20 protein-coding genes are annotated in these 25,979 nt (G+C 65.8%); 10 read left to right on the forward strand and 10 right to left on the reverse strand.

From position 1 onward, the window contains the following. Positions 1–23 precede the first annotated feature (23 nt). The 10 genes from coaBC (at position 24) to ACFDR6_RS05640 (ending at position 15,695) form a co-directional block, all read left to right on the forward strand. On the forward strand, positions 24–1,475 hold the full coding sequence (gene coaBC / locus ACFDR6_RS05595) for a bifunctional phosphopantothenoylcysteine decarboxylase/phosphopantothenate--cysteine ligase CoaBC (RefSeq protein ID WP_375857698.1): 1,452 nt from the start codon (positions 24–26) through the stop codon (positions 1,473–1,475). Then, positions 1,472–1,930, forward strand: a complete 459-nt coding sequence (dut, locus tag ACFDR6_RS05600) for a dUTP diphosphatase (RefSeq protein ID WP_375857699.1) — start codon at positions 1,472–1,474, stop codon at positions 1,928–1,930. Before coaBC ends, dut begins: the two co-directional genes overlap by 4 nt. 191 nt (positions 1,931–2,121) lie before the next feature. Further along, positions 2,122–4,626 carry a sensor histidine kinase gene (locus ACFDR6_RS05605; protein WP_375857700.1) on the forward strand — a complete coding sequence of 835 codons (2,505 nt, stop codon included), beginning with the start codon at positions 2,122–2,124 and terminating at the stop codon, positions 4,624–4,626. Beyond that, positions 4,623–6,143: a tRNA (adenosine(37)-N6)-threonylcarbamoyltransferase complex ATPase subunit type 1 TsaE gene (gene tsaE / locus ACFDR6_RS05610; protein ID WP_375857701.1), complete on the forward strand. Its 1,521-nt coding sequence runs from the start codon at positions 4,623–4,625 to the stop codon at positions 6,141–6,143. Before ACFDR6_RS05605 ends, tsaE begins: the two co-directional genes overlap by 4 nt. Positions 6,144–6,228: 85 nt before the next feature. Next, entirely contained in the window at positions 6,229–6,546 is a 318-nt protein-coding gene (locus tag ACFDR6_RS05615) for a PilZ domain-containing protein (RefSeq protein WP_375857702.1), read from the forward strand. Positions 6,547–6,664: 118 nt separating this feature from the next. Then, a complete protein-coding gene (locus ACFDR6_RS05620; RefSeq protein WP_212083365.1) occupies positions 6,665–7,387 on the forward strand; it encodes a nucleotidyltransferase family protein in 723 nt (240 codons plus the stop codon). Between the two features lie 115 nt (positions 7,388–7,502). Then, positions 7,503–10,649, forward strand: a complete 3,147-nt coding sequence (gene addB, locus ACFDR6_RS05625) for a double-strand break repair protein AddB (protein ID WP_317241684.1) — start codon at positions 7,503–7,505, stop codon at positions 10,647–10,649. Continuing rightward, a complete protein-coding gene (addA, locus tag ACFDR6_RS05630; protein WP_375857703.1) occupies positions 10,643–14,152 on the forward strand; it encodes a double-strand break repair helicase AddA in 3,510 nt (1,169 codons plus the stop codon). The genes addB and addA overlap by 7 nt, the downstream gene beginning before the upstream one ends. A gap of 68 nt (positions 14,153–14,220) precedes the next feature. Next, entirely contained in the window at positions 14,221–14,541 is a 321-nt protein-coding gene (gene trxA, locus ACFDR6_RS05635; RefSeq protein ID WP_007598398.1) for a thioredoxin, read from the forward strand. Positions 14,542–14,687: 146 nt separating this feature from the next. Further along, positions 14,688–15,695, forward strand: coding sequence for an ATP-dependent DNA ligase (locus tag ACFDR6_RS05640; RefSeq protein ID WP_375857917.1), 1,008 nt, complete (start codon positions 14,688–14,690; stop codon positions 15,693–15,695). A gap of 14 nt (positions 15,696–15,709) precedes the next feature. Here ACFDR6_RS05640 and ACFDR6_RS05645 read toward each other — a convergent pair whose 3' ends face one another. From ACFDR6_RS05645 to rpsA, 10 genes are all read right to left on the reverse strand, one after another. After that, the gene (locus ACFDR6_RS05645) at positions 15,710–16,450 is read right to left on the reverse strand and encodes a metallophosphoesterase family protein (protein WP_375857704.1); all 741 of its coding nucleotides are present in this window, start codon (positions 16,448–16,450) and stop codon (positions 15,710–15,712) included. Between the two features lie 125 nt (positions 16,451–16,575). Further along, entirely contained in the window at positions 16,576–17,919 is a 1,344-nt protein-coding gene (locus ACFDR6_RS05650; RefSeq protein ID WP_375857705.1) for a bifunctional folylpolyglutamate synthase/dihydrofolate synthase, read from the reverse strand. After that, positions 17,916–18,857 (reverse strand): acetyl-CoA carboxylase, carboxyltransferase subunit beta, encoded by a 942-nt coding sequence (gene accD, locus ACFDR6_RS05655; RefSeq protein ID WP_212083356.1) that lies wholly within the window; start codon positions 18,855–18,857, stop codon positions 17,916–17,918. Before accD ends, ACFDR6_RS05650 begins: the two co-directional genes overlap by 4 nt. 174 nt (positions 18,858–19,031) lie before the next feature. Next, complete coding sequence (gene trpA, locus ACFDR6_RS05660; protein WP_212083348.1) at positions 19,032–19,868, reverse strand: tryptophan synthase subunit alpha; 837 nt, start codon at positions 19,866–19,868, stop codon at positions 19,032–19,034. After that, the gene (gene trpB, locus ACFDR6_RS05665) at positions 19,865–21,082 is read right to left on the reverse strand and encodes a tryptophan synthase subunit beta (protein WP_375857706.1); all 1,218 of its coding nucleotides are present in this window, start codon (positions 21,080–21,082) and stop codon (positions 19,865–19,867) included. Before trpB ends, trpA begins: the two co-directional genes overlap by 4 nt. Beyond that, positions 21,079–21,750, reverse strand: a complete 672-nt coding sequence (locus tag ACFDR6_RS05670; protein WP_375857707.1) for a phosphoribosylanthranilate isomerase — start codon at positions 21,748–21,750, stop codon at positions 21,079–21,081. Before ACFDR6_RS05670 ends, trpB begins: the two co-directional genes overlap by 4 nt. Before the next feature lie 66 nt (positions 21,751–21,816). Then, the gene (locus ACFDR6_RS05675; RefSeq protein ID WP_212083342.1) at positions 21,817–22,209 is read right to left on the reverse strand and encodes a lipopolysaccharide assembly protein LapA domain-containing protein; all 393 of its coding nucleotides are present in this window, start codon (positions 22,207–22,209) and stop codon (positions 21,817–21,819) included. Between the two features lie 69 nt (positions 22,210–22,278). After that, the gene (locus tag ACFDR6_RS05680; protein WP_007598410.1) at positions 22,279–22,584 is read right to left on the reverse strand and encodes an integration host factor subunit beta; all 306 of its coding nucleotides are present in this window, start codon (positions 22,582–22,584) and stop codon (positions 22,279–22,281) included. 173 nt (positions 22,585–22,757) lie between these two features. Then, the gene (gene sppA, locus ACFDR6_RS05685) at positions 22,758–23,738 is read right to left on the reverse strand and encodes a signal peptide peptidase SppA (protein ID WP_317241692.1); all 981 of its coding nucleotides are present in this window, start codon (positions 23,736–23,738) and stop codon (positions 22,758–22,760) included. 302 nt (positions 23,739–24,040) lie between these two features. Continuing rightward, positions 24,041–25,747 carry a 30S ribosomal protein S1 gene (gene rpsA / locus ACFDR6_RS05690; protein WP_375857708.1) on the reverse strand — a complete coding sequence of 569 codons (1,707 nt, stop codon included), beginning with the start codon at positions 25,745–25,747 and terminating at the stop codon, positions 24,041–24,043. Positions 25,748–25,979 lie beyond the last annotated feature (232 nt).

Below are 25,979 nucleotides of genomic sequence, written 5' to 3' on the forward strand. Positions count from 1 at the left end.
ATCATTCTGTGCTGGAGGGCCTCGTGGCAAGCCTGACCATCCGCAAGCTGGACGATCACGTCAAAACCTATCTGCGGCTGCGATCAGCCAGGAACCGCAGGTCGGTCGAAGAAGAAGTCCGGGTCATCCTGCGGGAGCTGATCGAGGGCCGCGAGGAGCCGCTGACGCCGTTTTCGGCGCCGCCGGCAGCATCCACCACCCCCACGCCCCAGCGTACCGGCGCCCCGCCCGAGGCCAGCGTCACCCTGATCATTGGCGGCGGCATCGCCGCCTACAAATCGCTCGACCTGATTCGCCGGCTGAAGGAACGCCGCATCGAGGTGCGTTGCGTCCTGACCAAGGCGGCGCAGCAATTCGTGACGCGGCTGGCGGCGAGCGCGCTGTCGCATGAGCGCGTCTATACCGACCTGTTCGACCCCCAGAGCGAGTTCGACGCTGGCCATATCAGGCTCGCGCGTGATTGCGACCTGATCGTGGTGGCGCCGGCCACCGCCGATCTGATGGCGAAGATGGCGAACGGCCATGCCGACGATCTCGCCAGTGCCATCCTGCTCGCGACCAACCGCAAGGTGCTGCTGGCGCCGGCAATGAACCCGCTGATGTGGAACAATGCGGCGACGCGCCGCAACGTCAGCTTGCTCCAGCGTGACGGCGTGGTGCTGATCGGGCCCAATTCCGGCGAGATGGCGGAAGCAGGCGAGGCCGGAACCGGTCGCATGTCCGAAGCAATCGAGATCGCCACCGCCGCCGAGCGACTGCTGCGGCCGCCGGTGCCGAAGCCGCTTGCCGGCAAGCGCGTGCTGATCACCGCAGGTCCGACGCACGAGCCGATCGATCCGGTGCGCTACATCGCCAACCGCTCCTCCGGCAAGCAGGGCTTCGCCATTGCCGCCGCTGCGCAAGCGGCGGGCGCCGACGTCATTCTGGTCAGCGGTCCCGTCGATCTCGGCGATCCCCCGGGCGTGACGGTGAAGCATGTGGAATCGGCGCGGCAGATGCTGGAACAGGTGCAGGCTGCGCTGCCCGCCGACATCGCGATCTTCGCCGCCGCGGTCGCCGACTGGCGCGTCGCCAACGAGGGCGAGCAGAAGCTGAAGAAGACCGCCGCCGGCATGCCGCCGCTTCAGCTTGTCGAGAACCCCGACATTCTCGCCACGATTTCAAAACTGACCGACAAGCGGCCGCCGCTGGTGATCGGCTTTGCCGCCGAGACCGAGCACCTCATCGACAACGCCAAATCAAAACTCGCGCGCAAGGGCTGCGACTGGATCGTCGCCAATGACGTCTCGCCGGCGACCGGCGTGATGGGCGGCGACCGCAATACGGTACATCTCATAAGCCGCAAGAGCGACGAGAAGGACGGCGAGATTGCTGTTGATTCCTGGCCGGTGATGACCAAGGAACAGGTCGCCATCGAACTGGTCGCGCATGTTGCGAAAAGCGTGAGCGACAAATCCCGGGAGCCGGCATCTTGAGCACGAAGGTCACTGTCGAACTGCAACGCCTCGCCCATGCCGATGGCCTGCCACTCCCGGCCTATCAGACGGTGGAGGCCGCCGGGCTCGACCTGATGGCCGCCGTTCCTGACAACGAGCCTCTTACGCTGGCACCCGGCCAATATGCGCTGGTGCCGACCGGGCTTGCGATCGCGTTACCGGCCGGGCACGAGGCGCAGGTGCGGCCGCGCTCGGGGCTTGCCGCCAAGCACGGCGTCACCGTGCTGAACGCGCCGGGCACGATCGACGCGGACTACCGCGGCGAGATCAAGGTGATCCTGATCAATCACGGGCAAGCCGCCTTCGTCATCAAGCGCGGCGAGCGCATCGCCCAGATGGTGATCGCGCCCGTCGTGCAGGCCGCCCTGGTTCCCGTGACCACCTTGTCGGCGACCGATCGCGGCGCCGGCGGCTTCGGCTCGACCGGCCGCTAACGCACGGCAGTTCCAACCGAAACACCCCGAGGAACGACGTGAGCGGGAACATCGCGCCCCGCATTTTTGGGGGGCCGTGTTTGCGTTCACGATCTGGACTCTTACCGGCGGAGTCACGGTGAGGGTATTGTCTTTTGATTCGCGCGCGACGGGGGTCGTCGCGCGCAAATCCGTGCGATCTTGGGGCAACTATGTCAGGCGTGATCGTGTCGATGCGTCGGACGCTGCTGTCGTGCACATCGCTCGTGCGCAACGGCTTGTTGGGAGGCGCTCTTGCAGCGCTGCTGCCGGCTGCGCCGGCCGAGGCCGCCGACCTCATCGACACCCTCTCCATCATGCTGGATTTCAACCGGCAGGAACTCGCGGTGCTCGCCACCGCGCTGGCTTTGCTCGGCTTCTCGGTGATGGCAGCGATCCTGTTGATGCGCACGCGGGTGCGTACCGCGAAGAACGAGGCGCGGCTGCGCGCCCGAATCGGGGAACTCCAGCTCCAGGCCGACCGTTTCGGCGCGCTGCTGTTCGCCGAGCCGCAGATCCTGATCTCCTGGCCGGCCGGCGACAACCGCGCGCAAATCTCCGGCGACATTTCCATGGTGCTGCCGCGCGATTCCTCCCCGCAGCGCGTGCTCGCATTCGGAACCTGGTTGCCGCCGGAGCCGGCGCTCCAGATGGATCATGCGGTCGACGCGCTACGCGACCGCGGCGACGGGTTCCAGCTGACGCTGACCACCGCGCACGGCCACACGCTGGAGGCCATCGGCCGCGCCATCGGCGGACAGGCCATCGTCCGGATTCGCGAACTCTCCGGGCTGCGCCGCGATCTGGCCGAGACCAATCTGCGCTACAACGCGCTCTCCGACGAGACCGAGATGCTGCGCGGCTTTGCCGCCGCCGCACCCTGGCCGATCTGGGCCAAGGGCGGGAACGGCGCGCTGACCTACGCCAACCCGGCCTATGTCCGTGCCACCGAGGCGACCAGCGTCACCGACGCGCAGGAGCGCAAGCTCGAGCTGCTCGACAGCGCCGACCGCACCGCGATGGAGCGGGGCCTGAAGGATGCGACCAACTTCAACGCGCGGCTGCCGATCGTGATCGGCGGCGAGCGGCGCATCTACGACGTCCGCGCTGTCAATGTCGGCAGCGGCAGCGTCGGCGTCGCCATCGATGCCAGCGAGGCGGATGGGCTCAGCTCTGCGCTGGTGCGCATGGCCGAGGCGCATCGCCGCACGCTCGATCAGCTCTCCTCGGGCGTTGCCGTGTTCGACGGCCAGCGCCGGCTCGCCTTCTACAACGATTCCTACCGTCGGCTGTGGGACCTCGATCGCAGCTTCCTCGACGCCAATCCTGACGATTCCAGCGTGCTCGACCAGCTTCGCGCCGCGCGCAAGCTGCCGGAGCAGCCGGACTTCCGGGCCTGGAAGTCCAAGCTGCACGAGGCCTATCGCGCGGTCGAGACCACCAAGGACACCTGGTACCTGCCCGACGGCCGCGCGCTCTCGGTCGTCACCACGCCGAACCCCGAAGGCGGCGTGACCTATCTGTTCGACGACGTCACAGAAAGCCTCGAGCTCGCCCGCCGCTTCGACGGCATGATCCGCGTTCAGCGCGAGACGCTCGACAGCCTCGCCGAGGGCGTCGCGGTATTCGGCAGCAACGGCAAGGCCCAACTGTTCAACCCGGCCTTCGTCCGGATGTGGAAGCTGTCGAGCGACGCCATGCGCGACGAGCCGCACATCCAGACGGTCGAAGGCTGGTGCCAGCAGCTGTTCGACGATCCCGCCGTCTGGCGCCAGATCCGTGAGGCCGTCACCTCGATCGAGAGCCGCGCCGACGTTCCGTTGAAGCTGGAGCGCAAGGACGGCAGCGTGCTCGACGGCATGATCCGGCCGCTGCATGACGGTGCGACCATGCTGACGTTCCAGGACATCACCGACACCGAGAACGTCGAGCGTGCACTGCGCGAACGCAACGAGGCGCTGGAGGCCGCGGACCAGATGAAGGTGGATTTCGTCCACCACGTCTCCTACGAGCTGCGCTCGCCGCTGACCACCATCATCGGCTTCGCGCACTTTCTCAGCGATCCCTCGACCGGGCCGCTGACGCCGAAACAGGCCGAATATCTCGACTACGTCACCAAATCGACCAATGCGCTGTTGGCGCTGACCAACAACATTCTTGATCTCGCCACCATCGACGCCGGCGCGATGAAGCTGGAACTTGGGCCGGTCGACGTCAGCAAGACCATCGAGCTTGCCGCCGAAGGCATCCAGGACCGCCTCGCCACCGACCGCATCCGCCTCAAGGTCGAGATCGCGCCCGATATCGGCAGCTTCATCGGCGACGAGAAGCGCGTGGTGCAGGTGCTCTATAACCTCCTCGCCAATGCCGTCGGGTTTTCTCCACAGGATTCCACCGTCGGCATCAGCGCGCGGCGCACCGAGCACAGCGTGGTCTTCACCGTGACAGATTCGGGACCTGGAATACCCGCCGACATGAAGGACAAGGTATTCAACTGGTTCGAAAGCCGCTCGCAGGGCTCGCGTCACCGCGGCGCCGGGCTCGGCCTGTCGCTGGTGCGCTCCTTCGTCGAGCTGCATGGCGGCAAGGTGCGGGTGGATTCCATCGTCGGCCGGGGCACGGTCGTGATCTGCGACTTCCCGACCGACCAGGCGGCGCATCGCGACGCCGCCGAATGACCGAACCCGTCACATTCTCCGTCGCGCTTCACAACGAGACGGCCACCGCACAATTGATGGCCGACCTCGCCCTGCTGGTCGGCCCGGGCGACGTCATCACCCTCACCGGCGATCTCGGTGCCGGCAAGACCGCGGCGGCGCGCAGCCTGATCCGCTATCTCGCGGGTGACGACGAGTTGGAAGTGCCGAGCCCGACCTTCACGCTGGTGCAGGGCTACGAGCTGCCGCCATTTCCGGTGATGCATGCCGATCTCTATCGCGTCGAGGACCAGAGCGAACTCGAGGAGATCGGGCTGTCGCCGCTGCCCGATGCCACCCTCGTCCTGGTCGAGTGGCCCGAGCGCGCGCCCTCGGCGATGCCGCAGGACCGCATCGACATCACGCTGACGCATCGCCCGGCACTGGGCTCGAATGCGCGCGCCGCTGATATCACCGGTTGTGGCAAGTCCGCCGCGACCGTGGCGCGGTTGAAGGCGCTGCGCGAGTTTCTGGATGCATCCGGCTATATCGACGCAGGCCGCAAGCGTATGGCCGGGGATGCCTCGACGCGCTCCTATGCGCGACTGATCCGTGACGACGGCATCGTCATTCTCATGAACTCGCCGCAGCGCCCCGATGGCGCCGCGCTCTATGACGGCAAGTCCTACAGCGCAGCAGTGCATCTCGCCGAAAACATAAGGCCGTTCGTTGCCGTCGACGAAGGCCTGCGCGCGGCAGGAATATCTGCGCCGAAGATCCACCATTTCGATCTCGACCACGGCTTCCTGATCTCGGAAGATTTCGGCAGCGAAGGCGTGATCGAAGGCGATCCGCCACGACCGATTGGCGAGCGCTACGAGGTCGCGACCGACGTGCTGGTTTTACTGCACGGCAAGACGTTGCCAGAGGCGCTGCCCTTGGACGGGCAGACCTATGCCATTCCCGTCTTCGACATCGAGGCGATGCTGATCGAGATCGGCCTCATGCCGGAATGGTATCTGCCCGACCGCAACGCGCCGCTGGGCGAAGCGGCGCGCACAGAGTTTTTCGCGATGTGGCGGGAGCTGCTGAAGACGCCGCAGGCCTCGCCCAAGACGTGGGTCATCCGCGACTACCACTCGCCCAATCTGATCTGGCTGGGGGATCGAAGTGGCGTCGAGCGCGTCGGCGTGATCGATTTCCAGGACACCGTGCTCGGACCGCACTCCTACGACGTCGTCTCGCTGCTCCAGGATGCCCGCATCGACGTGCCGGAGAGTACCGAGCTGACGCTGCTGTCGCGCTACATCAAGGCGCGCCGTGTAAACGATTCGCGTTTCGACGCCGCCGGCTTCGCCGAGCTCTACGCCATCATGTCGGCGCAGCGAAACACGCGGCTGCTCGGCACCTTCGCCCGCCTCAACCGCCGCGACGGCAAGCCGCATTATTTGCGTCACCAGCCGCGGATCTGGACCTATCTCCAACGCTCGCTGGCGCATCCGTCGCTGAGCTCCTTGCGCGACTGGTATCTCGCCCACGTCCCACCGCCGCAACCCTGATTTGGGGCCGATTTACCGGCTGTTAGCCAAGACGTCGGTATTCTGGCGGCGAGCAGCCGGATCATTACGGGGCTGGAGCGGGCACATGGCGGTAAAGACGGACCAGCGCGGCAATAGCCGGGTTGTTTTCGAGCGTGGGATCTCGGCCCAGATGATGGGGATCGACGGTACCTGGCGGCGCGACTGCACCATGGAGGACGTCTCCGAAACCGGCGCCAAGCTGACCATCGAGGGCTCGGTCGAGGGCCTGCATCTGAAAGAGTTCTTTCTGTTGCTGTCGTCCACCGGCTTGGCCTACCGGCGCTGCGAGCTGGCCTGGGTCAATGGCGACCAGATCGGGGTCAATTTCCTCAAGCTCGGCGACAAGAAGAAAAAGACGCGCTCCACAGCCCTCGGGGCATGACGGCAACACCCGTCGTACAACCGTCACGGCGGCTGGTTAAGGCGGTTGAGATGCGGTGCGGCTGATCGAACCCCGTGTTAGGATTGCTGCGAACGCGAAAGGTCTGAGAAAGCGAAGGATGTCCGTCAAACCGACCAAAGCCATGGTGCTCGCCGCAGGGTTCGGCCTGCGCATGCGTCCGTTGACGGACAAGATGCCGAAGCCGATGGTCCCGGTGGCCGGCCAGCCGCTGCTCGACCACGTGCTCGACAAGCTCGGCCAGGCCGGCGTGACCGAGGCCGTGGTCAACGTGCACTACCTGCCGGACCAGATCATCGATCACACCGCATCGCGCCAACATCCGCGCGTGACCATCTCCGACGAACGCGACCAGGTGCTCGGTACCGGCGGCGGCGTGGTCAAGGCGCTGCCGCTGCTCGGCGATGCGCCGTTCTTCCACGTCAATTCCGATACGCTGTGGATCGACGGCGTGCGCTCGAATCTGACGCGGCTCGCTGAAAACTTCGATCCTGAGCGCATGGACATCCTGCTGCTGATGGCGCCGACCGCGACCAGCATCGGCTATAGCGGGCGCGGCGATTACGGCATGCTGCCCGACGGCGCCCTGCGCAAGCGCAAGGAAAAAGAGGTCGTTCCGTTCGTCTATGCCGGCGCGGCTATCCTGTCGCCGTCGATCTTCGAAGGCGCCCCGGCGGGCGAGTTCTCGCTGACCAAGATGTTCGACCGCGCCAATGAGCAGGAGCGGCTGTTCGGCCTGCGCCTCGACGGCGTCTGGATGCATGTCGGCACCCCCGATGCGGTGCGCGCCGCGGAAGAGGCGTTTCTGGAGAGCGTGGCGTAGGGCCACCCTACGGCACCTGTGCTGGTCGCGCGAACAGCGGGGAAGATCCGATCCCGCCCCATGACCATTCGACCCCATCTCCCTATATTGCCTGATCCTACGAATCAGGCAGCCCATGCGTGTTTTCAGCGTTCCCATCTCGGTTCCGTTCCTGCGCACGGTCGTCACGGCCTTGCTGGAGGGACGGCTGGTCGAGGGATTCGAGGCGCGCAAGGAGCCGGCGCGACTGGCGGACGCCACGCTCTACCTTCCAACCCGACGCGCGATGCGGGTGGTGCGCGAGATCTTCCTCGACGAGATGAAGGTCGACGCCGTGGTGCTGCCGCGCATCGTTGCGCTCGGCGACATCGACGAGGACGAGCTCGCCTTCGCGGATGAAGGCGAGCAGTTTTCCGGCGCGACGCCGCTCGACATTCCGCCGCGGCTCGGCGAGCTCGAACGGCGGTTGACGCTCGCGCAACTGGTCGCCGCCTGGGCCAAGGGCCCGGTGCTGGCGCCGCTGGTGGTCGGCGGGCCCGCTTCGACGCTGGCTCTCGCTGGCGACCTCGCACGCCTGATCGACGACATGGTCACGCGCGGCGTCGACTGGAACGCGCTCGACGGCCTCGTGCCTGATAACCTCGACCGCTACTGGCAGCATTCGCTCGAATTTTTGCGTATCGCGCGCATCGCCTGGCCTAGCCATCTCGCCGAGATCAAGCGGATCGAACCGGCGGCGCGGCGCGATCTCCTGATCGCGGCGGAAGCCAAACGGCTGACCGCGCATCCAAATGGCCCCGTGATCGCAGCCGGCTCGACCGGCTCGATGCCCGCCACCGCAAGATTCCTGCACGCAGTCGCGCAGCTAGCCCATGGTGCCGTGGTGCTGCCGGGCCTCGACACGGACCTCGACGACGACGCCTGGCGCAGCATCGGCGGCGTTCGCGATGCGCTCGGCAAATTCGTGGAGCACCCGGCCTCGAACCATCCGCAATATGCCATGAATGCGCTGCTGGATCGTTTCGGCATCAAGCGCAGCGACGTCGAGATTTTGCAGCCGCCGGCCGATGGCGGCCGCGACATCCTCGCCTCGGAATCGATGCGGCCCTCCGCCAAGACCGAAGTCTGGCACGACCGGCTGAAGCAGCCTGACGTGGCCGCGAAGATCGCCGCCGGCATGAAGAATCTCGCGGTGGTCGAAGCCCCCAACCCTGAAATGGAAGCCCTCGCCATCGCCATCGCCATGCGCGAGGCGCGGCATCTCGACAAATCGGCGGCACTGGTGACACCCGACCGTGCGCTGGCGCGACGGGTGATGGCTGCGCTGACACGATGGGATCTCGCCTTCGACGATTCCGGCGGCGACGTGCTGATGGAAACCTCCGCCGGCGTATTTGCCCGACTCACCGCGGAGGCCGCGACCAAGGGCCTGGAGCCGCCGACGCTGCTGGCGATGCTGAAGCATCCGCTGTGCCGGCTCGGCCGCGCCCCCGGCGCGTGGAAGACGGCGATCGAGGGACTCGAGCTCGCGGTCTTGCGCGGCACGCGTCCGCCTGCCGGCACGGCCGGCCTCCTGCGCGAATTCAACCGCTTTCGCGAGGAGCTGGCAAAGCTGTGGCGCAGCGAGGTCTCCGCGCTCCATAAGGCCGAGCCGCGCGCACGTCTGAAGGCGGAGGATCTCGATCGCATCCAGGCGCTGATCGATATCCTGAAAAATGCCTTGGCACCGATCGAGAGCCTGGCCTCTTCGAAGCAGTATGACTTCGCCGAACTTGCGCATCGCCACCGCGAGATCATGATCGAGCTGTCGCGCGACGAGCAGGGCATTCCGCTTGCCTTCGAGGAGCGCGAAGGCCTCGCGCTCGCCAGCGCCTTCGACGATCTCCTGCGCGGCAGCACGACCAGCGGATTGATGGCGCCGCTGCCCGACTATCCCGACGTCTTCCAGACCGCCTTCAGCGATCGCGCTGTGCGGCGGCGAGACAGACCGGGCGCGCGGCTGCAGATCTACGGCCCGCTGGAATCGCGCCTGATGCAGGCCGACCGCATCATCATCGGCGGCCTGATCGAGGGCGTCTGGCCGCCGGCGCCACGGATTGATCCCTGGCTGAGCCGGCCGATGCGGCATGAGCTCGGTCTCGACCTTCCGGAGCGGCGCATCGGCCTTTCCGCGCACGATTTCGCCCAACTGCTCGGCAGTCACGAGGTGATCCTCACCCATTCCGCCAAGGCCGGCGGCGCGCCGGCGGTGGCTTCGCGCTTCCTGCACCGGCTGGAGGCTGTCGCGGGCGACGAATTCTGGAAGGCGGCCGTTCGCGCCGGCGAGGCATATGTGCAGTTCGCCGCCGCGCTGGACCAGCCCGCCGAAGTCAGGCCGATCAAGCAGCCGGAGCCGCGGCCGCCGCGCGCAACGCGGCCGCTGAGAATGTCGGTCACCGCGATCGAGGATTGGCTGCGCGATCCCTATACGATCTACGCCAAGCACATCTTGCGCCTCGATGCGCTCGATCCCGTCGATATGCCGCTGTCCGCCGCCGATCGCGGCTCGGCCATCCACGATGCACTCGGTGAGTTCACCGAAACCTACGCCACGCGCCTGCCCGACAATCCCGCCCGCGCGCTGCGCGCAATCGGCGAAAAGTATTTCGCTCCGCTGATGGAGCGGCCCGAGGCACGGGCGCTGTGGTGGCCGCGCTTCCAGCGCATCGCGCGCTGGTTCGGCGAATGGGAGACCGTGCGCCGCGAGGCGATCGAGGCGATCACCGCGGAGACCCGCGGCGAGATCTCGATTCAGCTCGACAACGCGCGCACGTTCTATCTTTCCGCGCGCGCCGACCGTATCGAGCGCCGCAAGGGCGGCAGCTATGCCATCCTCGACTACAAGACCGGACAGCCGCCGACCGGCAAGCAGGTTCGCATGGGCCTGTCGCCGCAGCTCACGCTGGAAGCCGCGATCCTGCGCGAGGGCGGTTTCCCCGACATCGATGCCGGCTCCTCCGTGAGCCAGCTCGTTTATGTCCGTCTCAGCGGAAACAACCCGCCGGGCGAAGAGCGCCTCCTCGAGCTCAGGTACAAGCAAGGCGACGAGCCGCAGCCGCCGGACACGGCGGCAGCAGAAGCGCGGACAAAACTGGAGGCGCTGATCCGCGCCTTCGAGGACGAGAATCAGCCCTACACCTCGCTGAACCTGCCGATGTGGACGAACCGCTACGGCGCCTATGACGACCTCGCCCGGATCAAGGAATGGTCCGCGGCCGGCGGGTTGGGAATCGAGGAATGGTGAAGGCGCCGCGCCCCATCCCGGACGAAGTACGCGCGAGGCAGGCGCGCGCGTCCGATCCGACCGCCTCGGCCTTCGTGTCGGCCAATGCCGGCTCGGGCAAGACGCATGTGCTGGTGCAGCGCGTGATCCGCCTGCTGCTATCCGGCGTGCCGCCTGAGAAGATCCTCTGCATTACCTTCACCAAGGCCGCCGCCGCCAACATGGCCGAGCGCGTCTTCACCACGCTCGGTCACTGGGTGACGCTGGATGACACCGCGCTCGACGCCGCGATCAAGGCGGTCGGCATCCCGCATCCTGATCGAACATTGCGCCGCAACGCGCGAAAGCTGTTCGCTTGCGCGCTGGAGACGCCGGGCGGGCTGAAGGTGCAGACCATCCACGCGCTGTGCACCCGCCTGCTCCAGCAATTTCCGTTCGAGGCCAACGTTCCCGCGCGCTTTTCCGTGATCGACGAGCGCGACCAGACCGACATGATGGAGCGCGCCAATTTGAAGGTGCTGCTGGAAGCTGCGCGCGATCCGGACAGCGTCACCGGCCGCGCGCTGTTGACGGCGATGGCGAGCGCCGCCGACGTCACCTTCAAGGAGGTCGTGCGCGAGGCGTGCCTCAGCCGCGATCATTTCATGGCCTGGACCGATGAAGCCGGCAACACGGAAGCCGCTACCGCTCAGATGGCTGCGGTGCTGGGCGTCGACACGAGCGACCGCATCGAGGACGTAGAGACCGAAATTCTCGATGGACCTTTCCTGCCGCGATCACGCTGGGACGACATCGCACTCGCGCTGGAAGAGGGCAGCAAATCCGACAATGACCAGGCGGGGCGGCTGCGCGCGGCAAAATTGTTTTCCGGCAGCGATCAGGTCGATGCCTATCTGTCCGTGTTCCTCACCGACGACAAGCTGCCGCGCAAGGCGGTGCTGACCAAGAAATTCTGCGATCACAATCCATCCGTGGCGCGCCTGTTCGAAGCCGAGGCGCAGCGCGTTGCAGGGCTGATCGAGAAGCGCCGCGCCGTGATGGTTCGGGATCGCACCGCGGCCCTGCTGCACATCGCGACCGCGGCTGCCGCGAATTACCGCCGCGAGAAGCAGGAGCGCGGGCTGCTCGACTACGACGATCTCATCGACAAGACGCTGGCGATGCTGGACCGCGTCGCCTCCGGCTGGGTGCACTACAAGCTCGATCGCGGCGTCGACCACGTCCTGATCGACGAGGCCCAGGACACCAGTCCGCGGCAGTGGGACATCGTCGCGCACATCATCTCGGAGTTCACGGCCGGAGAAGGCGCGCGCGAAGGGTTGAACCGCACCGTGTTCGCGGTCGGCGACGAGAAGCAATCGATCTTCTCGTTCCAGGGGGCGGCTCCGCACGAATTCGACGCGCGCCGGCGCGAGCTGCACCGCAAGTTCACCGCAGCGGGACTGAAGTTCGATCCCGTCGCCTTCACCTATTCGTTCCGCTCGGGCGCCACGATCCTGCACTCGGTCGACCACGTCTTCCGCGATCCCCAGATCTACAAGAGCATCCATTCGGTCGAGATCGGCCATCCCCTGCACAATGCGCTGGCCGATGCGGGCCCGAGCGTGATCGAGCTGTGGGATCTCGCGGAAGCCGACGACAGGCAGGACATCGAAGGCTGGCGCGCGCCGTTCGACGGCGTCGCCGTCACCAGCCCCGAGGTCAAACTTGCCCGCCGCATTCAGGCCGAGATCAAGCGGCTGGTCGAGAGCGGCACGCTGACGGGGCACGAAGGCGAGCGCCGCCCTCTGCGATATGGGGACATGCTGATCCTGGTGCGGCGGCGCGGCAACGCGTTCGACGCCGTGATCCAGGCGCTGAAGCACGCCGGCGTGCCGGTGGCCGGCGCGGACCGGCTGAAGCTCACCGAGCACATCGCCATCATCGATCTGATGAACCTCGCGGATGCGCTGCTGCTGCCGCAGGACGATCTCGCGCTCGCGGTTGCGCTGAAGAGCCCGCTGTTCGGGCTCGACGACGACGACCTGTTTCAACTGGCCCATGAGCGAAAGGGATCGCTGCGCCGTGCGCTCGGCGAGCATGCAGCCACAAGCGAGAAATTCGCGACCGCCTTGCGCCGGCTCGAGGCCTGCGAGAGTCGTGCCCGCGACGAGACGCCCTTCGCCTTCTACGCCTGGCTGCTCGGCGGCGACGGCGGACGCGCGCGCATCCTGCGCCGGCTCGGCCATGAAGCCAACGACGCGCTCGACGAATTCCTCGAGCTCGCGCTGAACTACGAGCGCAAGGCGCCGGCCTCGCTGCAGGGCTTCATGGCCTGGCTGCGCTCGGCCGACACCGAAGTGAAGCGCGACATGGAAATCTCGCGCGACGAGGTGCGGGTGATGACGGTGCACGGCGCCAAGGGCCTGGAGGCGTCCGTCGTGTTCATGGTCGATACCACATCGTCGCCGGCGGATTCGCAGCGGCTTCAACTGATCCACGTGCCGCGCGGCAATGGCGGTGAGGTCGTGGTCTGGGCCGGGCGCAAGGCGGACGATCCCAAGCCGGTCGCCGAGGCGCGCAATGCGATGCTCGAGGAGACCGAGGACGAGTATCGCCGCCTGCTTTACGTCGCGATGACACGGGCGGCCGATCGTCTGATCGTCGGGGGCAGCCTGCCGGGCAACAGGAAGGCGGTCCGCAAGTTGAGCTGGTATGACCTGATCGACACCGGCCTCGCGGGCTCAGGGCTCGACAAGCAGGTGAGCGAGACGCCGCTCGGCAAGGTCACCCGATTCGCCCGGCCCGAGGATGTCGCGGCGCTTGGAACGCCCGCGACCTCCGTCAACCAGACCGTCGCCCTGCCCGATTGGCTGCGGGCGCCGGCACCACATCAGACCGTCGATGACGATCCGGTGCGTCCCTCCGGCCAGCCGTCCGAGGAGGGACGCGCCGTGCGATCAGGGGAATCGGTGCAGTCCCGCGCCTTCGCATTGCAGCGCGGCACGCTGGTCCATCGGCTGCTGCAATCCCTGCCCGATATCGCCGTCGAACGGCGACGCGAGGCGGCGCTCGGCTTCATGGCCCGCAACGTGTCGGACTGGCCGGAGCCCGATCGCACCGCGCTGGCCGACAAAGTGCTCGCTTTGCTCGCTGAATCGCGCTTCGCGCCGGTCTTTGCTGCCGGAAGCCGGGCAGAGGTCGCCATCGTCGGCAAACTGGAGCGGCCGGGCCGCGAGCCAGCACTGGTGTCGGGGCAGATCGACCGGCTCGTCGTTCGTCCCGATGAGGTTTTGATCGTGGATTTCAAGACCAACCAGGCGGCGCCCAGAAGCGCGGCCGAGGCGCCCGCCGCCTATGTCCGGCAGCTTGCGCTGTACCGGGCGGTGCTGTCGCGGCTTTATCCCCAAAAGCCTGTCCGAGCCGTCCTGCTCTGGACCGAGGCCCTTGAATATATGGAGATTTCGGCCCCCGCGCTGGACGCGGCGCTGGCATCCCTTCATCTCGGCGTGAGCGTCCTTGACCCGGCAAGGGGCCGTTCATAGGTTGACGCCATGATCCCGGGCGCGCGATTCCCGTCGCGCCGATTCTTTCAACCGAACGAGGTACTCCCATGGCCGTTGGCAAGGTTTCCGATACCGATTTCGAAGCCGAAGTGCTCAAGGCAAACGGCCCTGTCGTCGTCGATTTCTGGGCCGAATGGTGCGGCCCCTGCCGCATGATCGCACCCGCGCTTGACGAGATCGCCGGCGCGATGGGCGACAAGGTCAAGATCGTCAAGCTCAATGTCGACGAGAGCCCCAAGACCGCGTCGAAGTATGGCGTGATGTCGATCCCGACCTTGATGATCTTCAAGGGCGGCGAGATGGCCTCCCGCCAGGTCGGCGCCGCGCCGAAGGCGAAGCTGCAGCAGTGGATCACCTCCGCGGTCTGATCCGCCTCGCGCAAGATTATTTTTCGACAACGGCCGGCGAAATGCCGGCCGTTCTGCGTTGACGGGGCGTGTGCAGCGTATGACGAGTCCCGCCCTTGCCAGCCCCTCCCGCGAAGCGTGCCCGAAGATCGACCTCTCTCGTCGCGATGGAGGCGCGTTCGGTCGACGAGATCCCGCGCGGCAAGGACTGGCAATACGAGCCGAAATGGGATGGCTTCCGCTGCCTGCTGTCGCGCAATGGCGGTGACGTCGATTTGCGCTCGAAGTCCGGCGAGGATCTCGCGCGCTATTTCCCCGAGATCGTCGCGGCCGCCTTGAGGGTGAAAGCCGATCGTTTCACGCTCGATGGCGAGATCGTCGTGCCGCAGGGCAGGAGCTTCTCCTTCGACGCCCTCCTGCAACGCATTCATCCGGCGGCGAGCCGTGTGAGGAAACTCTCGGAGGAGACGCCGGCGCTGTACCTCGTCTTCGATCTGCTCGCGACGTCCCGGGAAAAGGGTCTGGCCGAGAAGACGCTGAGCGAGCGCCGGCCGGCGCTGGAGGCTTTTGCGAAAGCCAGCCTCAAGGGCAGCATCTTCCGTCTTTCGCCGTCGACGACGAGCTACGCCACGGCCAAAAAATGGCTGGCGCAATCCGGCGGCGGCTCGGACGGCGTCATCGCCAAGCGCGTCGATCTGCCCTATCAGGCCGGAAACCGCGACGGCATGCAGAAGATCAAGAAGTTCCGCAGCGCCGATTGCGTCATCGGCGGCTTCCGCTATGCCTCCAACAAGATCGCGGGCCGGAACGTCGTCGGCTCACTGCTGCTCGGGCTCTACGACGACGGCGGCTTGCTGCATCATGTCGGCTTCACCTCGGCCATCAAGGCGGAGGCGAAACCGGCTTTGACCGACCGGCTGGAGGCGCTGATCGCAAGACCCGGTTTCACCGGCAACGCGCCGGGCGGCCCGAGCCGCTGGTCCACCGAGCGGTCCGCGAAATGGTGTCCGCTGAAGCCGAAGCTCGTCATAGAGGTCTGCTACGACCATTTCAGCGGCGAACGCTTCCGCCACGGCACCTCGATCCTGCGCTGGCGTCCCGACAAGGCGCCGCGGCAATGCACCTTCGAGCAGCTGAAGCAGAAGGCGGCCGATCCGATGAAGCTGTTGAAGTGACGTCCTCCCGACAGCTACTTGATCCATCCCGTCGCCAGCGCGTTCGCCAGCTCCGGCTGACCGTTGCGCCGTGCCAGCGCGGCCATCGCTTCGTGATCATAAGCGACGTGGCGGAACATCACCTGCCAGGCTCCATTCGCCAGTTCGAGAAGCGCATAACGTGCATGCGGCGTGCCCGCCTCCACCATGTGCGGATAGGGATGCTTGTCACGATAGCCGGGACTGCCCACGCTGCCGGGATTGACGATCAGCCGGCCGTCGCGAAGTCGCACGGCGCGGGCGAGATGGGTGTGGGCGCAGAGGATCAGGGACTGCGGAAGCCCCAGCGCGAATTGTTCGATGCGGTCGAGCGGCGACAGCGCCACCGTGCCGTCGGGATGCACGGTGTCGAGCCAATAGACTTCATCGTCATCCGGCGTCGCATGGCAGAGAAACACCTGGTCGCGGAACACCCGCGTCATCGGCTGCGCCCGTAACCAGTCGAGTTGAATGGGACTGAGCGCATCGTAGGCGGGCCGATCCCAGGATCCCATCTTCTCCGGCGGACGGTCGAGCAGATAGCGGTCGTGATTGCCGAGCACGTGAACGGCGTCGAGCCGTATCAGGATCTCGATGGTACGGCGCGCATCGAGTGGGCCGCTCAGCATGTCGCCGAGATTGACGATGTCGGTGATGCCGAGGGCGCGGATGTCGGCGAGGACAGCCTCCAGCGCAAGGTAGTTTCCGTGGACGTCGGCGATGGCCGCAAAGCGCATTGTCGTTATCCCCTACTCTCATGCCCCGGACGCAGCGCATCAAGCAGTGGTGCGTTGCTGAGCGGGGCCCATGGTGCGGCATTCCGGGTCCCGGCTCGCGCTCCGCGCGTCCGGGACACGCAACCTCATGCAGGAGGCGTGCCGTTGATCGCCAGCACGTGGCCGGCCAGATACAGCGACCCTGTGATCAGGATGCGCGGCGGCAGCTCATAGGCGAGCTTCGCCAAGGCGCGGAGCGCGGCTTCGACGCCCGAAACGGTCTCGACGCGCATGCCAAGGCTGCGCGCCGCGTCGGCGAGGCGATCGACCGGCATCGCGTTCTCGGTATCGGGAATCGGCACCGCGATGATGTGACGGGTGAGGCCGGCGAAATTGGCGAGAAAGCCCTGCGCATCCTTGTTGGCCATCATGCCGGTGATGACGACCAGCGGTCGCGACACGCGCTCTTCGAGGTCGCCCAGCGCCGCCGCTGCGACACGCCCGCCTTCCGCATTGTGTCCGCCGTCGAGCCAGATCTCCGAGCCCTGCGGCCCAAGAGCGAGCAGCTCGCCCGAGGTGATGCGCTGCATCCGCGCCGGCCATTCCGCGCCGACGATACCGGCCTCGAACGCCGCCTGATTGATCTTGAACGCGTTGGTGGCACGGAGAGTTGCGATCGCAAGGCCGGCGTTGTCGAACTGGTGGCGCCCGAACAGGCGCGGCGCCGCGAGATCCATCAACCCGCGATCATCGGAATAGACGAGACGCCCGTGCTCGACATTGACGTGCCAGCTCTCGTTCGCAGCAAACAGCGGCGCATGCATGCGCTTCGCCTGCGCCTCGATCACGGACATCGCCTCGTCCCTCTGCTCGGCGCAAACCACGGGCACGCCGCGCTTGATGATCGCCGCCTTCTCGCCGGCGATCGACGTCAACGTGTCTCCGAGAAAATCCATGTGGTCCATGCTGACAGGCGTGATCACGCAGGCCGCCGGCGCATCGATCACATTGGTCGAATCGAGCCGGCCGCCGAGGCCGACTTCGAGCAACACCGCGTCCGCCGGGTTTTGTGCGAACAGATGAAACGCGGCGGCGGTCTTCAGCTCGAACAATGTCGCGGCTTCGCCGGCATTGACGCGCTCGACCTCTTCCAGCGCCGCGCGCAACTCGTCGTCACCGACCAGCACGCCACCGCCGACGCGGCCGAGCCGAAAGCATTCGTTGATGCGGACGAGATAAGGCGAGGTATAGGCGTGGACACGCAGGCCTGAAGCTTCCAGCGTCGCGCGCAGATAAGCCAGCGTCGAGCCCTTGCCGTTGGTGCCGGCGATGTGGATCACCGGCGGCAGCTTGCTTTCGGGGTGGCCGAGCCGCGCGAGCAGCCGGTGCATCCGCTCCAACCCGAGATCGATGCGCTTCTGGTGCAGGGCCGACAGCCGCCCGATCAGCTCGCCGAGCGGCGTCTTCGCGCTGTCGGGGGACGCGTTCACGCGTGGGGCGCAGCCGGCGCCGTCTCAGCGGCCGATACGATCTGTGCCGGGCTGACGACAGGCTGCACCGATTTCGATACGCCTTCCTGTGCCGGCGCCTTGGTCAGCAGGCGGCAGAGCCGGGCCAGCGTCGGGCGCAACTCGTGGCGATGCACGACCATGTCGACCATGCCGTGCTCCTTGAGATATTCGGCACGCTGGAAACCTTCCGGGAGCTTTTCACGGATGGTCTGCTCGATGACGCGCGCGCCGGCAAAACCGATCAGCGCGCCCGGCTCGGCGATCTGCACGTCGCCCAGCATCGCGTAGGACGCGGTGACGCCGCCGGTGGTCGGATTGGTCAGCACGACGATATAGGGCTGCTTCGCCTCGCGCAGCATCTGCACGGCAACGGTCGTGCGCGGCATCTGCATCAGCGACAGGATGCCTTCCTGCATGCGCGCGCCGCCGGATGCGGCGAACACGATGAACGGCGACTTCTTCTCGACCGCAAGCTCGAGCCCGCGCACGATGGCTTCGCCCGCGGCCATGCCGAGCGAGCCTCCCATGAAATCGAAATCCTGCACGGCGACGACGACGGCGGAGCCTTCGAGCTTGCCGTAGCCGACCTTGATCGCGTCGTTGAGATTGGTGCGCGCCCGCGCATCCTTGATGCGGTCGACGTATTTCTTCTCATCGCGGAACTTGAGCGGGTCGGGTGTCACTTCGGGCAGCGCGACGTCGAACCAGGTCTCGTTGTCGAAGATCGACTTCAGACGCGCCACCGCGCCCATGCGCATGTGGTAGTTCGAGCCGGGGATGACGAACTGGTTGGCCTCGACGTCCTTGTAGAATACGAGCTGTCCGGAATCGGGGCACTTGATCCACAGATTCTCCGGCGTTTCCCGCCGCAGCATGTTGCGGATCTTCGGCCGGACCACATTGGTAAGCCAGTTCATGGTTTGCTCCGATGTGCGAACCCGCCTCGCGGATCGCCTGAAGGAATATATGGCGGTCGGGCCTCCGCCCGGCAAGCCGCCGTGTCGCCCGCCTTAAAGCATGATCCGGAAAAGTGTGACGCGGTTTTCCGACAAGATCATGCTCAAACTAAAGAGCTAAAGCGGAATTATGGCCTATTCCGCCGCCTGTTGCGCGCCCTTGACGCCCTGGGCCAGGGCCGCCGTCAGCTCGGCCACGGCGTTAACGGTTTTGGCGGTCGCCCGTCCGTCCGCATCGAGGCTGTTCTTGAGCGCATCGACCAGCGCGGTGCCGACCACCGAACCATCGGCCTTCTCGGCAATGGCGCGCGCCGCCTCCGGGGTGCGGATGCCGAAACCGACGCAGATCGGCAGCTTGGTATGCCGCTTGATGCGCGCGACAGCTTCGCCGACGACATTCGCGTCCGCCGCCGCTGCACCGGTGATGCCGGCGATCGAGACGTAGTAGACAAAGCCCGATGTGTTCGCGAGCACCGCCGGCAGACGCTTGTCGTCGGTGGTCGGCGTCGCCAGGCGGATGAAGTTCAGGCCCGCCTTCAGCGCAGGCAGGCAGAGCTCGTCGTCTTCCTCCGGCGGCAGATCGACAATGATCAAGCCGTCAACGCCTGATGTCCTGGCATCAGCCAAGAACTTGTCGACGCCGTAGATGTAGATCGGGTTGTAATAGCCCATCAGCACCAACGGCGTGACGTTGTCGCCCTTCCGGAAGTCGCGCACCAGTTCCAGCGTCTTTTTCAAGGTCATGCCGGCCTTGAGGGCGCGCAGACCTGCAGCCTGGATGGACGGGCCGTCGGCCATGGGGTCGGTGAAGGGGATGCCGAGTTCGATGACGTCGGCGCCCGCCTTCGGCAGCGCCTTGACGATTTCGAGCGACGTCGTGAGATCGGGATCGCCGGCCATCACATAGGTGACGAAGGCCGCGCGGCCCGCTTTCTTCAACTCGGCAAAACGAATGTCGATACGCGTGGTCACTTGCTCTTGCCCCTCAGGATGTCGCCGACCTGCGGGACGTCCTTGTCGCCGCGGCCGGAGAGGTTGACGACCATCAAGTGATCCCGGGGCCGCTTCGGCGCGAGCTCCATCACCTTGGCGATGGCATGCGCCGGCTCCAGCGCAGGGATGATGCCTTCGAGCTTCGACAGCAGCTGGAACGCGGCGAGCGCCTCGTCATCGGTCGCAGAGAGATAGTTGACCCGGCCGACGTCGTGCAGCCAGGAATGCTCGGGGCCGATGCCGGGATAGTCGAGGCCGGCCGAGATCGAATGCGCGTCCTGGATCTGGCCGTCGGCGTCCATCAGGAGATAGGTGCGGTTGCCATGGAGCACGCCGGGACGGCCGCCCGCGATCGATGCCGCATGCAGCTGCGTCAGGCCATGGCCCGCAGCCTCGACGCCGAAGATTTCGACCGAGGGATCATCGAGGAAAGGATGGAACAGGCCCATCGCGTTCGAGCCGCCGCCGATGCAGGCGACCAGCGAGTCCGGCAAGCGGCCTTCGATCTCCTGCATCTGGGCCTTGGTCTCGTTGCCGATGATCGACTGGAAGTCGCGCACCAGCGTCGGATAAGGGTGCGGGCCCGCCACCGTACCGATGCAATAGAACGTGTTGTGGACGTTGGTGACCCAGTCGCGCAGCGCCTCGTTCATGGCGTCCTTCAGCGTGCGCGTGCCCGACTGCACCGGCACCACCTTGGCGCCCAGCATCTCCATGCGGATGACGTTGGGCTGCTGCCGCTCGACGTCGACGGCGCCCATATAGACCACGCATTCGAGGCCGAAACGCGCGCACAGCGTCGCGGTGGCAACACCGTGCTGGCCCGCGCCGGTCTCGGCGATGATGCGCTTCTTGCCCATGCGCCGCGCCAGCATGATCTGGCCGAGCACGTTGTTCACCTTGTGCGAGCCGGTGTGGTTGAGCTCTTCGCGCTTGAGATAGATCTTGGCGCCGCCGAGATGCTCGGTCAGGCGCTCGGCGAAATAGAGCGGGGAGGGCCGGCCGACATAGTTCTTGAGATAGCCGTTCATCTCGCCCTGGAACGCCGGGTCCGCCTTGGCCTCGGTGTAGGCCTTGTCCAGGTCGAGGATCAACGGCATCAGCGTTTCGGCGACGAAGCGGCCACCGAATATGCCGAAATGGCCGCGGTCATCGGGACCGCTGCGATAGGAATTTGGCTTGGCGATATTCATCGTACGCTCAACTCTCGATTTGCATCTTGGGTGGCGCGCGCGGCGCGGATGAAGGCCTTGATCATTTCGGGATCCTTGACGCCGGGAGCGCTCTCGACGCCGGAGGAGACGTCGACGCCGCCGGCGCGGGTGACGCGGAGCGCCTCGGCGAGGTTGCCGGCATGAAGCCCGCCCGAAACCATGTAGGGCAGCTTCAAATCAAGCTTTTCGAGCAAGTGCCAATCGAACGGCTCCCCCAAACCGCCGGGCCGCGTCGCATCCTTCGGCGCGCGCGCATCGAACAGGATACGATCGCCGACCGCGGCATAGCCGGGCAGCACGGCGAGATCGGCAGACGTTGCGACCGGGACCGCCTTCATCACGGGACGGCCGAACCGCTGCTTGATGTCGCGCAGCCGCGCGACGCTTTCCTTGCCGTGGAGCTGGAAAATGTCCGGCGACAGCGCGTCCATGATATTGTCGAGCGTCGCATCGTCGGCATCGACAGTGAGCGCCACCTTGAGCGCACGGCCCTTCACTTGGCGGCCGAGGTCACGGCCGAGCTCCAGGGACAGGTGCCGCGGCGACGGCGGAAAGAACACGAACCCCACCATGTCAGCGCCGGCGTCGAGCGCGACATCGAGCGTCTCGCGCGTGGACAGGCCGCAGATCTTGATGAGCAGGGACATGGTCTCAAAGCAAATGGAGGCCGCGGGTCCGCGGCCGGAAAACGGGGCTTTCGGTTGCGGCCGCTTCTACAACGTCGCGCGCTGCTTGTCTCGCCCGACGGGCCCGTAAAGCCCCACCCCGATCGGGGCGGGTAGGCGCTGGGATTCAGGCCTTGCCGCCGCCACCTGAGCCCGCAGATCGGCCAGTTCGGCCCTGGCGGCCCGTGCCTCCGCCTCGTGCCGGCGCGCCGCGCGCCGCCAGCGCCGCTGACCGACCCAGACGGCAGAGCCGCCCGCGAAGACGCCGAGGGCGGCGATCAGGATCAGGAGCAGGAACAGCGGCAGCGTGACCGACAATGACGGGTCATTCGCAACGAAGGGATCGAACGAAACCGTGATGAAATGCCGATTGGCGACCGCGAAGGCCACCAGGATCACGCTCAGCGGAATGACGATCAGCGCGGTCAGGAACTTTCGCATCTCGCTTCGCTCGCCTTGAATCAAGCTTGCGGCCGCATCTTGCGACCGCAGGAAACCATGACGCTAGACTCAGTCCGGCGCGCCGGGATCCGGATGGTCGCGATTCAGCCGCTCGCGCATTTCCTTGCCGGTCTTGAAGAACGGAACGCTCTTCTGATCGACGGGCACATGGGCGCCGGTGCGTGGATTGCGCCCGGCGCGTGCAGGGCGATGCTTGACCGAGAAGGCACCGAAGCCGCGCAGCTCGACGCGATCACCGCGCGCGAGGGCCGCTACGATCTCTTCGAGAATCGCATTCACAATGTTCTCGACATCCCGCTGGTACAGATGCGGGTTGTGCTCGGCGATACGCTGAACAAGTTCGGATTTGATCATCGAGAGATAGGACCCGGGAGCGTGCGGATGACCATTTCCGTGAAAATACCTTGATCTGTCAAGACGCTAAATCAAGGTTGAGCGGCGTGAAAATGCGTGACAAATGCCGAAAAAGCGGGCTGCCCCGGCACCCGCCCCGCGGGAAAACCCTCCGCCGCTCGCCTTGACTCCGCTCAGTTTGACGCGGCCGGCTGCCACAGGGCCAGCATTCCATCCATTCCGAACCGATCAACCGCCTGCACGACGCCGGTTTGCCCGATTTGATGGGCAATCGAGCCCAAACCAAGGGCTTCCAGCGCGACAGCGGTCGCCGTCTTGAGGAACGTCAGATCGCCGAGGCGCGGCTGGAGCTTGTAATCGCGCACGCTGAGGCCCTTCTTGACCCCCTTCTGCTCGACCAGCCAGGTCACCGCCGTCTTCTCGTCGCCGATCTGGTCGATCAGCTTGAGATCGATCGCCTGGCGCCCGGTGAAGACCCGGCCATCGGCCACTTTCTCCAGCTGCGTGTCATCCATGCCACGCCGTTCCTTCACCAGCCCCCTGAACCAGGCGTAGGAATCCTTCACCAAGGCATCGAGCGCGGCACGCGCCTCGGGACTGGTGGGCTCGTAACCGTTGGGCGCGGCCTTCAGCGGCGACGACTTCACCTCCTCGACCTTGACGCCGATGGTCTTCAAGAGCTCGCTGACGTTCGGATATTGGAACAGCACGCCGATCGAGCCGACCAGGGAGCTCTGCTGGGCGACGATGTGATCGCTCGCGATCGCAGTGATATAGCCGCCGGAGGCGGCAAGGCCCTCGACCACGACGACGAGCGGCTTCTTCGCCTTCAGACGGGTGAGCGAGTCGTAGAGCTGCTCGGAGCCGGCGGTGGTGCCGCCCGGCGAGTTGATGTGAACGATGACGGCCGCAGCTTGCGAATTCTCCAGCCGCTCCAGCGCCTGGGTGCGATCGGAATCGCTGCGGATCAGGCCCTCGATATTGACGCGCGCGATGGAGCCGGCAGATGCGAACGTGCCGCGCGCACCGGGCGTCGCAATCAGCGCAAAGCTCGCAATCGCGGCGACCGCGATCAAAGCGGCCGTCACGCGCCAGAATGTCAGCTTGCGGCGAATTCTGCGGCGGTCGACGATGATGTCCGAATCGAGCGACATCTGGATATCTCCAAAATGAAAGGCCGGGCGCGTCGTGCCGTCACGGCGTGAGCATTGGCTTATCTCGATACATCAATTGCGGCGCAATTTGAAGAAAACAAGGCTCGGCGGCTACGTCGGCCGAGATGCCGCCACACCTTCCGCTGTCCTCCCGGAGTTACCAGATTGCGTCAAACCACTCCCTTTGGCTATGGGGCCCGGATCTAGGCGCGCTTGTCCGGGACGACGACTGCGTTCGTGGGGACAACAAAAAAGCCCCGGCTCGCGCCGGGGCTTTGATGTCAGCGAAACGCAGGTTTCGCTTACTTGCTATCGCGGTTCTTGAGCGCGGTGCCCAGGATGTCGCCGAGCGTCGCACCCGAATCGGAGGAGCCGTACTGCGCGATGGCTTCCTTCTCTTCGGCGACTTCGAGCGCCTTGATCGACACCTGGACCTTGCGGGCCTTCTTGTCGAACTGGATCACGCGGGCATCGACCTTCTCGCCGACGGCAAAGCGTTCGGCGCGCTGGTCGTTGCGGTCACGGGCGAGCTCGGAGCGCTTGATGAAGGTCGAGAAGTCGGTGCCGGTGATCTTCACCTCGATACCGCTCTCCTTCACTTCGAGCACTTCGCAGGTCACGACCGCGCCCTTCTTGACATCGCCCGGCTCGGCGAAGGGGTCGCCTTCGAGCTGCTTGATGCCGAGCGAGATGCGCTCCTTCTCGACGTCCACATCGAGCACCACGGCCTTCACCATGTCGCCCTTCTTGTAGTTGTCGATCACCTGCTCGCCCGGAAGCTTCCAGTCGAGGTCCGAGAGATGGACCATGCCGTCGACGTCGCCCTCGAGGCCCAGGAACAGACCGAACTCGGTCTTGTTCTTGACCTCGCCCTCGACCACCGAACCGGTCGGGTGACCTTCGACGAAGACCTCCCAGGGGTTGCGCATGGTCTGCTTGAGGCCGAGCGAGATGCGGCGCTTGACCGAATCGACTTCCAGGACCTGCACGTCGACTTCCTGCGAGGTCGACACGATCTTGCCGGGGTGCATGTTCTTCTTGGTCCACGACATCTCGGAGACGTGGATCAGACCTTCGATGCCCGGCTCGAGCTCGACGAACGCACCGTAGTCGGTGATGTTGGTGACGCGGCCGGTGAAGCGGGCACCCAACGGGTACTTGGCTTCGATGCCCTGCCACGGATCGCCCAGCAGCTGCTTCATGCCCAGCGAGATGCGGTGCGTCTCGTGGTTGATCTTGATGATCTTGACCTTCACGGTCTGGCCGATCGAGAGCACCTCGGTCGGGTGGTTGACGCGGCGCCACGCGATGTCGGTGACGTGCAGCAGGCCGTCGATGCCGCCGAGGTCAACGAACGCACCGTAATCGGTGATGTTCTTGACCACGCCGTCGATGACCTGACCCTCTTCGAGGTTCTGCACCAGCTCCTGGCGCTGCTCGGCGCGGGTCTCTTCCAGCACGGTGCGGCGGGAGACGACGATGTTGCCGCGGCGACGGTCCATCTTGAGGATCTGGAACGGCTGCGAGTTGTTCATCAGCGGCGCAACGTCGCGGATCGGACGAATGTCGACCTGCGAGCGCGGCAGGAAGGCCACGGCACCGTCGAGATCGACCGTGAAGCCGCCCTTGACCTGGTTGAAGATGACGCCGTTGACCTTCTCGTTGTTCTGGAACGCCTTCTCGAGCTTGCCCCAGCTCTCTTCGCGGCGCGCCTTGTCGCGCGACAGCACGGCTTCGCCGAGGGCGTTCTCGATGCGATCGAGGAACACTTCCACCTCGTCGCCGACCTTCAGTTCACTGTCACGGCCGGGGCCGGAAAATTCGCGCAGGGCGACGCGGCCCTCGGTCTTCAGGCCGACGTCGATGACGGCCATGTCCTTTTCAATTGCAACCACCTTGCCCTTGACGACGGAGCTTTCCTGCAGGTTGCCGCCTGCGAAGGACTCGTCGAGCATCGCGGCGAAATCGTCGCGCGAGGGGCTATAGGTATCAGCAGAAGTCGAAGCCATTTGTTCTCCAATTGCGGATGTCGTGCCGGCCGTTGGGTTCATGGGCGCATCGCACGCGCAGTGTCGGAAGGTCCGCAAAACCTTCGAGCGACCGCTCGCTGCTCCGGCTCGCACCGAAACGGCGGAAGCGGGCCGGCTGGGCCCGCGCGTTCAATACGTGGAAATCTTTCGTCCGGAGCCTGGATCGCACCGGTCCCGAAACGAAGGACCTGACGTATCGACCTCAACGAGC

The organism is Bradyrhizobium tunisiense, assembly GCF_042263385.1.
GTDB lineage: Bacteria > Pseudomonadota > Alphaproteobacteria > Rhizobiales > Xanthobacteraceae > Bradyrhizobium > Bradyrhizobium tunisiense.